A 12,390-nucleotide genomic window follows, 5' to 3' on the forward strand; every position below is an offset into this window, starting at 1 on the left:
CACCACTGAAGGGAAACAGCATGCCCCGCATCAATATCGGCCGCAGCAACAAGCTCGGCTACGCCGCCGTCATCGGACTCGAAGGCTATGCCCGCAAGTCAGTCGATCCCGATCTGTACGAACTGATCAAACTTCGCGCCTCCATTCTCAACGGCTGCGGCTTCTGCGTGGACATGCATGCCACCGACGGCCGGAAGCGCGGTATCCCGGAAAGGAAGCTGCATGCCGTAGCGGCGTGGCAACATTCGAAGGTGTTCTTCGATGCGCGCGAGCAGGCAGTTCTTGCCCTGACGGACGCGGTAACCCAACTGGGCCCGGAGACTGTCACTGACGAAATCTGGAACGCTGCTGCCACGCATTTCGATGACAGCCAGATGGGCGGCCTGATCCTCGCCATCTCCACCATCAACGTGTGGAACAGGATCGCCGTCAGCACACAAATGGAGCCGCCCGTAGATGAGAAGAACCCGATCGTCTGAGAGGTAGCGTTGGCAGCATGACTCTTGCGGTGTCAGCCAGTTCGGCGTGGCAGAGCGAACGGAATCGCCTCTTGGGGATCGCTTACAGAATGTTGGGCGACTTCGGGCATGCGGAGGACGTGGTCTCTGAAGTGGCGATTGATGCGGTCCAACGAGAGCGGAAAACCGACGCGGACCGCGTGGATTCCTGGCCGGCATGGCTCACAACCGTGTGCGTACGCCGCTCTGTTGACCGGGTGCGCCAACTCGCCGCCGTGCGGGAGGAATACACCGGTCCGTGGCTGCCCGAACCGGTGGACGCGTCCAAACTCCCGGAAGAAGCAGTGGCCAACCGCGAGCTCCTGTCCCTGACCTTGCTGCACTTGGCCGAACAACTGGCGCCTGAGGCCAGGGCGGCGCTGGTGTTGCACCGTGCCTTCGCCATGTCCGCTCCGGAAATCGCGGAAATCCTAGAGAAGACCCCAGCGGCCGTGCGCCAGATGATTTCGCGGGCGGAGCGTCGGCTGGAGATCGATCCGGAGGCACCCGCTCCCCGGGCCAAGGACCGCGCAGCCTTGGAGAAACTGGTTCTCGCCATCGAGCAGGGTGAGATTGACACGGTTGTAGCGATGCTGGATCGGGACGCCGTTCTCTGGGCCGACGGCGGCGGCAAGGTCAAGAGTGCCATGAACCCGCTGTTCGGAGCAGCCAGGATCGCGCGCTTCTTTGCCGGCATCCTCGGCAAAGCGATGGTTTTCGATCCCGTGGAGCCGGTACGCGCCTGGGTCATTGAGGTGAACAGCGAAGCGGCCTTGGTGCTAAGGCATCATGGCCGCTCCGACATCCTGGTGATCGATACCGCCCCGGACGGGAGCATCCGCGAACTGCGCCAACTCTCCAACCCGGACAAGTTGACGCGGGTCTCGCTCTGACCCCTGTCGTTTTGGCCCTTTTTTGGGCCCCCGTCCGGCCCCTTCTGCCTGAACACCGGGCTTTACTGCGGCAAAGATGGGCCACTTCGGCAGCTGGGTGGGTCAGGACGCCACAGCCACCCGACGGCGGAGGCGGGCAACCAGCGTCGCGGCGAGTAACGCCGTCGTGATTTCCAGTCCAATCACCAACAGCAGTCCCGCCGCGCCGGAGGTATCAACAGCGTTCGACGCCGGTCCCACACCGTGGGCGTGTCCGGAACCGCCCGCTCCCAGCAGCAGGACGGCGTGGAGGCCCACCATGGCCAAGGCCGACGTGGTCACTTGGTGGAGCGCATCTACCCTGCTGTGGCGCCAGATGTGAATCGTGCAGGGAATGCAGACGGCCGCCAAGCCGATCATGAGGACGCCGACCCAGATCTGGTGGTGTCCCGAGGCTGCGAGCCATAGATGCACCAGGCAGGAGACAGCTGTGAGGGCCGCGCAGATCCGGGGGTGCAGGACAGGCCCGGAGGCCCGGACCTGTCCTGTCATGGTTGTCATCTCTGTGTCCCTGGCTGCGGTTTAGTGGCAGTGCCCGGCAGGTTCGCTGTGTCCGCCGTGTTCGCTGTGCTCTTCGCCGGCCGCAGCAGGACTGTGGCAGCTCAAACCCGAAACGCTGGCCGGCACGTCCAACACCGGGCTGCGGTCGAAGAAGCCTTCCGGCCGGAGCTTGAAGCCAACAGTGTCCACGGGCATGATCGGCCAATCTTCCACCCGTGGGAAGTGCGTGAGGCCAAAGGTGTGCCACACCACGATGTCCTGGCCATCAATCTCGCGATCCTTGGCAACGTAGGCGGGCAGGCCAGCGCCGCCGGAGTGCTGGTTCACGAAGTCGCCCGTGGGGTAGCGCTCCTCGTCGGAGTAGCGCGTGACCCAGAGATCCTTGGTGGCGAACGCCGCGCGCTTCGCAATGGACGAGCCGGGGTCGGCAAGCAGTGTGGGCTGGTTCTGAGCGTGGAGCTTGTAACCGACGGGCTCGCCGAGACGATTCCGGGATTCAGGGTTGGAAATGATCCACGTCCTGCCAGCGCGGGCGTCGGCTTCGCGGGCGGCCTCGGACTCTTTTGTCAGGACTGTGCGCTTGCGGGAGAACGCATTGCCCCGTTCGTTGCCTTCGCCCATGGCCTGGCGGACCACGTCTTCTTCTTCCACGCGGTTGGTGAAGCCGTCAATGGCCATATCCAGGCGGGCGCTGAAGAGGTGCTGGTGGAAGGGTGCGCCGAGGCCCGGTGCGAGTTGGGAGATGTTGTCCGAACCACCTTCCGGGAAGGCGCTGGTGAAGACGATGCCGGTGGCCTTGGCCTCGAACTCGATGGTGCCGTCCAGGTAGAGGTACCAGTAGAAGCCGTAGTCGTAGTTGCCGATGGTGGTGAAGAAAGAGATCACCAGGCGGCGGTTGCGGCGGGTGTAGTTGATCCCGGTCCAGAGGTCTGAGTGCTTGGAAAGGATGCCCCAGTCTTCCTCGTGCATGCAGATGCCATTGCGGATCTCGCGGGGGTTGCCGAAAGCATCGCTGATGACAGGACTGAGGTAGGTGATGTCGCCCAGGCAGTCGCAGCCCAGTTCCAGGGAGTTGGCGTACTGGCCCACCAGGTACTCGCCCGTGTCGAAGTAGTTCTGCCATGACCGGATGGGTGAAGGATCCCCGTAGGGAACCACCATTTCTGCGATCGAGGCGCGGTTGATGATGGGACGCTTTTGGTCGCCGTCCTTGAAGGCAAGGTTGTGGAGGACAACTCCTTCGCGGACGTCGAAGCCAACGTCTACGCTCCACTTTTCCCACTCAACATGGTTGCCGCCGGTGACCGTGAAACTTGGGCCCTCCGGCTGGGTGATGCTGATGGGCTTCTGGGTTTCGCGGAGCGGACCGGTCAGTTCAGGATCGGTGTAGTTTCCGTGCTCTGCCGGGATCGGCATGACGCCGAGGTCGATGACTTGTGTGACTTCCTTGTTGACCACGTCCACGTAGGCCACCAGACCGTCCACGGGATGTGCCCATGCACTGTCTTCCGGGAAGTCCTGCACAAAGGCGAGGCCGCGCAGGATGCGGCGACCTTTCTCGTCGTCGTACTCGAAGACGCCGGCGGACAGTGGAGCAACGCGTACTTTGGCGACGTCCAGATCGCGCGCAGCGAGGGCGGCCAGCCAGCGCTCGTCCGTTGCGAGGAGAGTCTCCACAACCTCGAACTCCTCTTCCAGCACGGGGAGTTCGCCGGAGACCTTGGTATCCAGCTCGATGGCTTTCAGGATTTCTCCGCGTGTCACGGAGACGAGGAGGTCGCTGGGGGCTCCCCCGGAGATGTCGTGAATGAAGACGCGGAAACGTCGATCCTGCACTGACTGGTTGCGGGACGGGTCCACCAACCCCAAGTAGGCGATTCGCTTTTCGGCGGCAAGGTGGCCGGCGGCCTGCAGGATCGCCTGCACCTGGGAAATTTCGGCGCCCGTTGCCAGGGCGTACTGCGTTTCCTCAAGGGCGACGGCTTCAGTTGCTGTCTCAGTTGCTGTGGGCGTCATGGCTGCCTCTTGTCCGGGACCTATGATGGGTCCAGATTTATTTTCTATAGGTGTAGAGAATAACCAAAACGTAAGATGGGTCACAAGACCTGTCCGCCATTTGTTTTCCGGGAGCCCCTTCAGTGCCAAAGATTGTGGACCACGATCAACGACGCCTCGAACTGGTAGACGCAACCTGGCGCATCATCGCGAGGTTGGGCATGGAAGGCGCCACCATGCGGGAAATCGCCGAGGAAGCGGGTTTCGCCAACGGCGCCCTGAAGCCCTACTTCCCCACCAAGGACCTGCTCCTGACGTCCGCGTTCGGGCACGTGTTCAACCGCACTAACCAGCGCATCGCCGCCATGACCGCGGGACTCTCCGGCGTAGCGGCCCTCCGGGCGTTCTGCGCAGAAGTCCTGCCACTGGATGAGGAGCGCGTCAATGAAGCCCGCATCGTGATTCCGTTCTGGCAGAAGGCACTCAATGACGCGGACATGGCTTCACTTCACAGCGAGTCCATGAGCCAGTGGCACACCACCATCACCGGTCATTGCGCAGCAGCCCGGGCGGCAGGTGAGATCAAAGCCTCCATAGGGGACGCCGCCGTCGCCGATCACCTGCTGAACATGATGCTCGGTGCGCAGATCGTTGTGGCGTTGTCCCCCGCAGAGCATTTCTCGCAGGACCTCGCGGGGCAATTGGATAACTATCTGGCCTTGCTGGCTGGATAGGTAGTGGCTGCCGCCATCGGCGCACTTGCCACAGCTATTACACATTGGTGGCGGCAACACTAGAAATATGTAATCTCAACAAGCTCGCGCGCCTCATTACATATTCATATCGATACCGATAGGATTATGGAATGGTATTGAGTATCCCCGAGCTGGCGAACCGGCTTAACGTCCACGAGAGCCGAGCACGGCAGCTCGTCCATTCCGGACGTATTCGCGGCCAACGAGTCGGCGGACGCTGGATCGTTGACGAAGCTGACGCCGCCCAGTATCGGCCTGGTAAGCCTGCTGGCCGCCCGCTGTCCGAACGCAGCGCCTGGCAACTCATGTCCTGCTTCTGGGAAGACAGCTCGCGGCACTTTCCCCTCGGCCACTTCGAACCTTCACCGGTCGAAAAGCACCGCCTGAAAGAGCGCATCAACCGACTGCAGGACTCCCCGGACCACATCAACCTTCTCGCAGCATGGCTGGCCAATCGCGCCGAGAAATTCGAATTCTCTTCCAGCCCGGACGACATTGCCGAGCTTCGGGAGGATAAACGAATCCATCTCTCCGGAGTCTCTCACCCGCGCTCGGGACTGTTGGCCAACTCAGAGGTTGAAGCCTATGTGCGACGCAACGAACTTCAGGACGTCGTCAAGGACTGGTTCCTAGTTGAGCCATCCCCCGGCAGGAGGCCGAATGTAATCCTCCGCGCCGCCGAGCAAGTCCCCGACGAACTTCCCCCACTAGTGGTGGCGGCAGACTTAGCCGAACGGCCTGGTGTCCGTGAACAACAAGCCGCACGCGGAATCCTCAGGAACATCCATGCCCGTTGAACTTCCCGCAATGCTTAACGAACAACAGGAAGCGTGGCAGGCTGTCTTCGAAATCCATAGCGCGATGCCGCAGGGTTGGGTCCTGGTCGGCGGCCAAGCGGTCTTCCTGCACGCTGTCGAACGCGGTGCCCCGTACGTGCGGGCCACCAAGGACGCCGACATGGCGCTGGACATCCGGGCCTACCCCACGATGCTTCATGATTTCACTGAACTCCTTGTGGAGCTCGGCTTCGAATCCTATGGAGAATCCCTGGAGGGATACCAACACCGATGGAAGCGCGGCGAGGCCGTGGTGGATGTCCTCATCCCACGATATTTGGGGGAACGCGCCGAGAAGCGACGGGGAGTTACGGGCGGAACAACCATTGCTGCCCCCGCCAGCCAACAGGCACTCGACCGCTCCGAGACCATCGAAGTTCAAGCAGGATCGGCGTCCGGCAGCGTCAACCGGCCCACGATCCTCGGCAGCCTCATCGGCAAAGCCGGAGCGTTGCCCATTCTCAACGACCCCCTACGGCAACGACACATCGACGACTTCCTTACCTTGGCCTCGGTTGTCCGGGCCTCCGACCTTCGTAACGTCATCTACCAGCGCGCCGAACGGGACCATCTGGCAAATATGCTTGGTCGCCTTGCAAATGAACCGGAGCTTATGGAACAAGTGCCGGAAGGCGCCGAGGGTGTGGACCGTCTGCGAATTTCGCTGAACTAGCGGCTCAGCTGGTGGCGCCGGACGCCACCACGCCCACGCCCAGCCCGGCGATCACACCGCTGCTGACACGCTCGACGACGGTACTCACCTTGGGGCGCTTGAGCCACCGCATCGCTTTGAACGCGACGACGGCGATCATCGAAAGATACGCGAAAGCGATGCCGGCAACGACGACGCCCAAGATCAGGGACGTGCCCATGGTGTCGCCGCCGTGCGGGATGAACTGCGGGACCACAGCCAGGTAGAACAGGCCGACCTTGGGGTTGAGCAGTGTGGACAGCGCCCCGGCGCCCAGGGCAGAGAGTCGGCTGTACGGGAGGGGCGCGTTCTCCGCCGTGCCGCCAGCTTCCGCGGACTTAGCCGCCTTTGCTGCCTTGCGGGACTTTATGAACGATGAGATGCCCAAATACAGCAAGTACAGGCCGCCTGCGATCTTGACCCAGCGGAACAGTTCCGCGGACTGCTCGAGAATGGCCGCAAGACCGACGCCCACCAATGCAGCCCAGGCAATCGCGCCAATCGCAGACCCTGCGGCCGCAGCAATTCCTGCACTGGGACGGTTCAACGCGATACGCAGGACCAGGAAAGTGTCCGGCCCGGGTGTTACGGACAGGACCAAGCAGAGGCCAGCAAAAGCTACGAGGGAAGCAAGAGTCACAAGCTCGATTATGAGGGTCTCCCGGCCTGCGGCGAAAGCGTTCGCCGCGCGTCAAGGGCTGTTCGTGCATAGACAAGGCTCATGCGCGTGACGCCGACCACACTGGAAACATCGCCGCGCGCCTCACTGGCCGCCCAGACTCACTACCCGAGCGGAGTACCAATGGAGACTTACGACGCCCTCCTGGCCTCGATCACCCCGGCCACCGGCCAGAACAGCCGCACCATCCTTGATCCGGCAACGGGTGAAGCTGTCGGCGAAGCCCCTGTTCACACCGTCGAAGACCTCGAAGCCGCCGTCGCGGGTGCCGCTGCCGCCCAGCCCGCGTGGGCTGCCTTGGGCCACGATGTCCGGTCCGCCGCGCTCATGAAGGCCGCCGACGCCGTCGAACGTTCCGCCGAAGAACTCGCCCAGCTGCTCTCCCGCGAGCAAGGCAAGCCGCTGAACGGCCCCAACGCGCGCTTCGAAGTAGGCGCGTGCGCCGCCTGGCTCCGGGCCACCGCCGCAACCCCGTTGGATCCTGAAACCGTGGTGGACGATGGCGAAACCCACGCCGAACTGCACTACCGTCCCATCGGCGTCGTGGGTGCCATTGGCCCGTGGAACTGGCCGATGATGATCACCGTCTGGCAGATCGCGCCCGCTTTGCGCATGGGTAACGCCGTGGTGGTCAAGCCCTCCGAGTACACCCCGCTCTCCGTGCTGGCACTCGCCTCAATCATCAACCAGGAACTGCCCGATGGCTTGCTGTCCGTGGTCTCCGGCGGCCGCGACGTCGGCGCCCGGCTTGCTGAGCACCCATCCATCGGCAAGGTCATGTTCACCGGCTCCACCGCCACGGGCAAGGCGATTATTCGTTCCTCGGCCGATACCGTCAAGCGGCTCACCCTGGAACTCGGCGGTAACGACGCCGGCATTGTTCTCCCCGATTCGGATCCCAAGGCAATCGCCGAGGGTCTTTTCTGGGGCGCCTTCATCAACACCGGCCAGACCTGCGCCGCCCTGAAGCGACTGTACGTGCACGAGTCCCAGTACGAGGCTGTGTGTTCAGAGCTTGTTGCTGTCGCTGCTGCGATGCCCATGGGCAACGGCTTGGATGAGAACAACGTCCTGGGCCCGCTGCAGAACCGGCAGCAGTACGACATCGTGGCCCGGCTGGTGGAAGCCGCTCGCGATTCCGGTGCGCGGGTGCTGATCGGCGGCAACCCCGACGCCGACGCGCCCGGCAACTTCTACCCCACCACCCTGGTGGCGGACATCGACAACGACAACCCCCTGGTGGCCGAAGAACAGTTCGGGCCCGCCCTGCCGATCATCAAATACACCACGGTTGACGAGGCAGTCGCCAAGGCGAACGCGCTCGACGTCGGTCTCGGCGCCTCAGTCTGGTCCTCCGACTTGGGTGCCGCACGCGAAGTCGCCTCCCGCATCCAGGCCGGAACCGTGTGGATCAACAAGCACGGCGCCGTGGACCCCCGTGTCCCGTTCGGTGGCGCGAAGCAGTCCGGCTACGGCTTGGAGTTCGGCGCCGAGGGCCTGAAGGCTCTCGGTGTCCCGCAGGTCATTAACGGCTAACCCCCGGGTGCGCCCACCCAACTAGGGGACAGATAACGTCGCAATGAGCCCTCATAGGAACGTTATCTGTCCCCCAGTTGGGTTTCCAGGCTCAGTTGGGTTGCCGGGCTCGGGGCGTTTGCCACACGGTAAACGCGAGAATGACCAGGCCCGATGCGGCGATGACGACGGCGTCGAAGGAATAATCCATCCTGGCGACCATGGCTGCGCCGATGGCAAGGACTCCCGCTCCGGCCAGGAAGGGTCGCCGCGCGCCGGCACCCCACGCCATGAGAGCTAGCCCAAAGAACGAGCTGTACTGAAACACCAAAGCCCCATCAACAAAGAAGAACGCAACGGCGACGAAACACATGAGACCAGCGGCGCTGGTCCTGTGTTTCAGACGGCGGCAGTATACGTATACGGGAACCGCTGACAGCAGGCTCAACGCATGCGATGCAACGAGCCACGGCAAGGGCGCAGCCTGATAACTGCCGAAATAATCCGACAGCAGGACAGCCCAGAGGAGCGTACATAGCGCAATGACGGCCCCTGCGAACCGTGCGATCCGCTGGTCCTTGGCCATCGCTTCTTTGTGCCTCTGCAGCACTGTCCCAGTCGTCATTCCCTGACCCCAATCGTTGCCCTGAACCTAGTGAGGTGGTTCCCGCCTTGTCCAGTCACAGGGTGGACGCGGTTGGGAGGCCGGGCGCTCAGCGTGTAACGATGAGCATCATGGCCCAGAAGATTGCGTACCAAGGTGAGCCCGGAGCCAATTCGGATCTCGCGTGCAAGGAAATGTTTCCCGAACTCGAAAGCGTTCCGTGCGCCAGCTTTGAGGACGCCTTTGAACTGGTATCCACTGGCGAAGTCGATCTGGCCATGATTCCGATTGAGAACTCCATCGCCGGACGTGTGGCTGACATCCATGTCCTCCTCCCCCAGTCGAAGCTGCAGATCGTAGGCGAGTATTTCCTGCCCATTCGTTTCGACCTTTTGGGCATTCCGGGAAGCACCATCGAGGGCGCCACGGAGGTCCACAGCCACATCCACGCACTCGGACAATGCCGCCGGATCATTCGGGAGGCCGGCCTCAAACCTGTCATCGCCGGTGACACCGCGGGCTCAGCCCGGGAAGTCAGGGACTGGAACGATCCCCGCAAATTGTCCCTCGCACCGCCGCTCGCCGCTGGCCTGTACGGCCTTGAAGTCTTGGCATCCGGCGTCGAAGACGACCCCACCAACACCACGCGCTTTGTTGTTCTGGCCCGTGAGCGAGAGCTTCCCAGCAAACAAGAATTGCCCGGTCCTGCGATCACCAGTTTCGTGTTCCGCGTACGCAACGTTCCCTCTGCCCTTTACAAGGCCCTAGGCGGCTTTGCGACCAATGGCCTCAACATGACGCGGCTGGAAAGCTACATGGTGGGAGATGAGTTCGCTGCCACCATGTTCCTTTCCGACGTCGAAGGGCATCCTGAGGACGCTCGACTCCGCCGGGCCTTGGAAGAACTGGAGTTCTTCACCACGGAGGTCCGGGTGCTCGGCGTTTATGCCGCAGACGGATACCGCGAGCGGAACACCGTCAGCGCCTGAGCACGCGGCTGGTCGAGCCAGCTACAGGCCGGAGCGGCCATGAACGAGCCCGGTGGGGTATCCGATGAATGCTGGTTCAGGTGCCACGCAGCAGCCGGTTTCTGCCACTTGCTTCGAAGCAGTGACGGGAACGTCACAGCTGGTACCCGCGTCGGAAGAACAGACCCCGGTCTCCGGCAGTTCAAGGTGAACGGCGTCTGCTGCAACCTGATCCCCAGCGAGCGCGGCAGCCACGGAGCGGACTTGCTCATAGCCGGTGGCGAGCAGGAACGTCGGCGCGCGGCCGTACGACTTCATGCCGACGATATAAAAGTCCTTCTCCGGGTGGGCGAGGACCTTCGCGCCGTGTGGCGGTACCGTGCCGCAGGAGTGGAATTCGGGATCGATCAGCGGCCCCAGCTCCGTTGGCGCTTCAACAGCAGGGTCCAGGCGGAGCCGGAGTTCCCGGAGCATGTCCAGGTCGGGACGGAAGCCGGTACAAGGCACGACGACGTCGGTCTCCAGGGTGCGTCCGTCCGCGGATTCGACCGTCAGTCCTGAGTCAAGATTTTTCAGGGCTACGATGCCGAAGCCTGTGTGCAGTTCGATGGCTCCGGATTCGACGAGTCGGCGCAGCCGCGAGCCGAGCTGGCCGCGGGCCGGCAGGCCGTCCGCGTCACCGCCGCCGTAGACCTTCTCTGCGGAAGCACCGCGGATGGTCCAGAGGATCTTGGTCTCAGGATTGCTTTTGGCCAAATCGGCGAGGTTGATTAGCGTGTTCGCAGCGGAGTGGCCGGCGCCAACTACCAAGGCTCGTCGGCCAGCGAACGAATCCCGATCCCGCCCGGAAACATCAGGCAGAGGCGAAGAGATGCGGTCTGCTGCACGGTCTTCACCGATGGCGGGCAACCCGGACGTTCCCAACGGGTTCCGGGTGGCCCAGGTGCCGGAAGCATCAACGACGGCTGACACCGTGTGATCGCGGACCTCACCGGCAGCGTATTCAACCCGGACCATAAACGGGGTGGTGTCGCGATCGCGCACATGTGTTTTGTCGAGCCCGGCGCGGGTAACTGCAGTGACGCGGGCGCCGGCCTGCAGGCGGGAAGCGATGGTGGGGAGTTCTGCCAGCGGGGTTAGGTAGTTATCAATGAGTTCCCCGCCATAAGGAAGGGCGGTGGGGCGAGGCGATTCCCAGCCAGTGGGCTCAAGGAGCCGGACAGCAGCGGCGTCGAGATTGAATCTCCATGGCGAGAAGAGGCGGATGTGACGCCATTGTTCGATAGCTGCCCCCGCACAGGCACCGGCTTCGAAGATGATCGGTTCGAGGCCGCGTTCGAGTAGGTGTGCTGCGGCTGCCAGCCCAACAGGGCCCGCACCGATGACTGCGATGGGGAGGTGCTTATCCATGGTTGCTCGTATCTCCGTAAGGGGAACTCAGAAGTGGGTGGGCTCTTCGACCAATGCCGTGGCAATGCTGTGGGCGTCGTCCAAGGCGGCGAGGTAGCGCTCGGCATCGAGTGCGGCGGAGCAACCGGTGCCCGCCGCGGTGATGGCTTGGCGATAGCGATGGTCTACGGCGTCGCCGCAGGCAAAGACGCCCGAAAGGTTAGTGCAGGTGGTGGGTGAGTCCACCTTGATGTAGCCCTCGGCGTCAAGGTCAACCTGCCCCTCCACGAGTTCAGTACGCGGCAAGTGACCGATCGCAACGAAAATACCGGTGGCCGCTTGCTCACGCGTTTCGCCAGTGCGGGTGTCTGTGAGGGTGACACCTGTGACTTTGGCATCTCCATGGATCTTGGTGATAGCAGAGTTCCACGCGAAGGAGATCTTGGGATTATCTTTCGCCCGCTGGGCCATGATGCGTGAGGCCCGCAGTTCATCCTTCCGGACTACGACGGTAACGGACTTGCCGAAACGCGTCAGGAAGGTAGCTTCCTCCATGGCGGAATCTCCGCCGCCAACCACAATGATGTCCTGTTCACGGAAGAAGAAGCCGTCACAGGTGGCACACCAGGAGACACCATGCCCGCTGAGCTTCTTCTCTTCGGGAAGCCCGAGCTCCTTATAGGCGGAGCCGGTAGCCAGGATGACCGCCGGCGCCTCATGAGTCTCGCCACCTCCAGTGACTACACGCTTGAGGTGACCCTTGAGATCAACTTCAGTGACGTCGTCGAAAACTATCCGCGCGCCGAACTTTTCCGCTTGTTCCTGAAGTCCGTCCATCAGCTCCGGGCCTTGGATCCCGCCCGGGAACCCTGGAAAGTTCTCCACTTCCGTGGTGTTCATGAGGGCACCGCCAGCGGTGACGGATCCGGCAAGAACCAAGGGGTTCAGTCCGGCGCGGGCGGCGTAGATAGCGGCCGTGTAGCCGGCAGGGCCCGACCCGATAATGATCAGCTGTTCGGTGCTCACGA

The 12,390-nt window shown here is 62.7% G+C and carries 13 protein-coding genes; 7 read left to right on the top strand and 6 right to left on the bottom strand.

The features are described 5' to 3' along the window. Nucleotides 1–20: 20 nt before the first annotated feature. Together ACZ881_RS15760 and ACZ881_RS15765 are read left to right on the top strand one after the other, a co-directional pair. Nucleotides 21–479, top strand: coding sequence for a carboxymuconolactone decarboxylase family protein (locus ACZ881_RS15760; RefSeq protein ID WP_091469957.1), 459 nt, complete (start codon nt 21–23; stop codon nt 477–479). A 17-nt stretch (nt 480–496) separates the two neighbouring features. Beyond that, nucleotides 497–1,390: a sigma-70 family RNA polymerase sigma factor gene (locus ACZ881_RS15765; protein ID WP_476116827.1), complete on the top strand. Its 894-nt coding sequence runs from the start codon at nt 497–499 to the stop codon at nt 1,388–1,390. A gap of 102 nt (nt 1,391–1,492) precedes the next feature. Here the strand turns inward: ACZ881_RS15765 and ACZ881_RS15770 are convergent, their stop codons facing one another. Together ACZ881_RS15770 and ACZ881_RS15775 are read right to left on the bottom strand one after the other, a co-directional pair. After that, complete coding sequence (locus tag ACZ881_RS15770; protein ID WP_476116829.1) at nt 1,493–1,930, bottom strand: hypothetical protein; 438 nt, start codon at nt 1,928–1,930, stop codon at nt 1,493–1,495. Between the two features lie 21 nt (nt 1,931–1,951). Further along, a complete protein-coding gene (locus ACZ881_RS15775; protein ID WP_476116831.1) occupies nt 1,952–3,946 on the bottom strand; it encodes a primary-amine oxidase in 1,995 nt (664 codons plus the stop codon). A gap of 122 nt (nt 3,947–4,068) precedes the next feature. Here ACZ881_RS15775 and ACZ881_RS15780 point away from each other — a divergent pair, with 122 nt between their 5' ends. From ACZ881_RS15780 to ACZ881_RS15790, 3 genes are all read left to right on the top strand, one after another. After that, on the top strand, nt 4,069–4,659 hold the full coding sequence (locus ACZ881_RS15780) for a TetR/AcrR family transcriptional regulator (protein ID WP_476116833.1): 591 nt from the start codon (nt 4,069–4,071) through the stop codon (nt 4,657–4,659). A 131-nt stretch (nt 4,660–4,790) separates the two neighbouring features. Continuing rightward, entirely contained in the window at nt 4,791–5,477 is a 687-nt protein-coding gene (locus ACZ881_RS15785) for a helix-turn-helix domain-containing protein (protein WP_476116835.1), read from the top strand. Further along, nucleotides 5,467–6,189, top strand: a complete 723-nt coding sequence (locus tag ACZ881_RS15790) for a hypothetical protein (RefSeq protein ID WP_476116837.1) — start codon at nt 5,467–5,469, stop codon at nt 6,187–6,189. Before ACZ881_RS15785 ends, ACZ881_RS15790 begins: the two co-directional genes overlap by 11 nt. A gap of 4 nt (nt 6,190–6,193) precedes the next feature. On the opposite strand, the gene ACZ881_RS15795 is transcribed toward ACZ881_RS15790, so the two are convergent. Next, nucleotides 6,194–6,847, bottom strand: coding sequence for a LysE family translocator (locus ACZ881_RS15795; protein ID WP_091469945.1), 654 nt, complete (start codon nt 6,845–6,847; stop codon nt 6,194–6,196). 162 nt (nt 6,848–7,009) lie between these two features. Here ACZ881_RS15795 and ACZ881_RS15800 point away from each other — a divergent pair, with 162 nt between their 5' ends. After that, complete coding sequence (locus tag ACZ881_RS15800; protein ID WP_476117031.1) at nt 7,010–8,422, top strand: aldehyde dehydrogenase family protein; 1,413 nt, start codon at nt 7,010–7,012, stop codon at nt 8,420–8,422. A gap of 91 nt (nt 8,423–8,513) precedes the next feature. On the opposite strand, the gene ACZ881_RS15805 is transcribed toward ACZ881_RS15800, so the two are convergent. After that, nucleotides 8,514–9,026: a hypothetical protein gene (locus ACZ881_RS15805; protein ID WP_476116840.1), complete on the bottom strand. Its 513-nt coding sequence runs from the start codon at nt 9,024–9,026 to the stop codon at nt 8,514–8,516. Between the two features lie 110 nt (nt 9,027–9,136). On the opposite strand from ACZ881_RS15805, the gene ACZ881_RS15810 reads away from it, so the two are divergent. Next, on the top strand, nt 9,137–9,994 hold the full coding sequence (locus ACZ881_RS15810) for a prephenate dehydratase (protein ID WP_476117033.1): 858 nt from the start codon (nt 9,137–9,139) through the stop codon (nt 9,992–9,994). A gap of 21 nt (nt 9,995–10,015) precedes the next feature. Here the strand turns inward: ACZ881_RS15810 and ACZ881_RS15815 are convergent, their stop codons facing one another. Continuing rightward, a complete protein-coding gene (locus tag ACZ881_RS15815) occupies nt 10,016–11,383 on the bottom strand; it encodes an FAD-dependent oxidoreductase (RefSeq protein WP_476116841.1) in 1,368 nt (455 codons plus the stop codon). A 27-nt stretch (nt 11,384–11,410) separates the two neighbouring features. Next, on the bottom strand, nt 11,411–12,388 hold the full coding sequence (gene trxB, locus ACZ881_RS15820) for a thioredoxin-disulfide reductase (RefSeq protein ID WP_091469939.1): 978 nt from the start codon (nt 12,386–12,388) through the stop codon (nt 11,411–11,413). Between the last annotated feature and the right edge of the window lie 2 nt (nt 12,389–12,390).

It is taken from the genome of Paenarthrobacter sp. TE3676 (genome assembly GCF_056279165.1).

Bases quoted from the DNA above. Each gene is read 5' to 3' on its own strand.
- ACZ881_RS15760 (WP_091469957.1), top strand. From the start codon at position 21: ATGCCCCGCATCAATATCGGCCGCAGCAACAAGCTCGGCTACGCCGCC.
- ACZ881_RS15765 (WP_476116827.1), top strand. From the start codon at position 497: ATGACTCTTGCGGTGTCAGCCAGTTCGGCGTGGCAGAGCGAACGGAAT.
- ACZ881_RS15770 (WP_476116829.1), bottom strand. From the start codon at position 1,930: ATGACAACCATGACAGGACAGGTCCGGGCCTCCGGGCCTGTCCTGCAC.
- ACZ881_RS15775 (WP_476116831.1), bottom strand. From the start codon at position 3,946: ATGACGCCCACAGCAACTGAGACAGCAACTGAAGCCGTCGCCCTTGAG.
- ACZ881_RS15785 (WP_476116835.1), top strand. From the start codon at position 4,791: ATGGTATTGAGTATCCCCGAGCTGGCGAACCGGCTTAACGTCCACGAG.
- ACZ881_RS15790 (WP_476116837.1), top strand. From the start codon at position 5,467: ATGCCCGTTGAACTTCCCGCAATGCTTAACGAACAACAGGAAGCGTGG.
- ACZ881_RS15800 (WP_476117031.1), top strand. From the start codon at position 7,010: ATGGAGACTTACGACGCCCTCCTGGCCTCGATCACCCCGGCCACCGGC.
- ACZ881_RS15805 (WP_476116840.1), bottom strand. From the start codon at position 9,026: ATGACGACTGGGACAGTGCTGCAGAGGCACAAAGAAGCGATGGCCAAG.
- ACZ881_RS15810 (WP_476117033.1), top strand. From the start codon at position 9,137: ATGGCCCAGAAGATTGCGTACCAAGGTGAGCCCGGAGCCAATTCGGAT.
- ACZ881_RS15815 (WP_476116841.1), bottom strand. From the start codon at position 11,383: ATGGATAAGCACCTCCCCATCGCAGTCATCGGTGCGGGCCCTGTTGGG.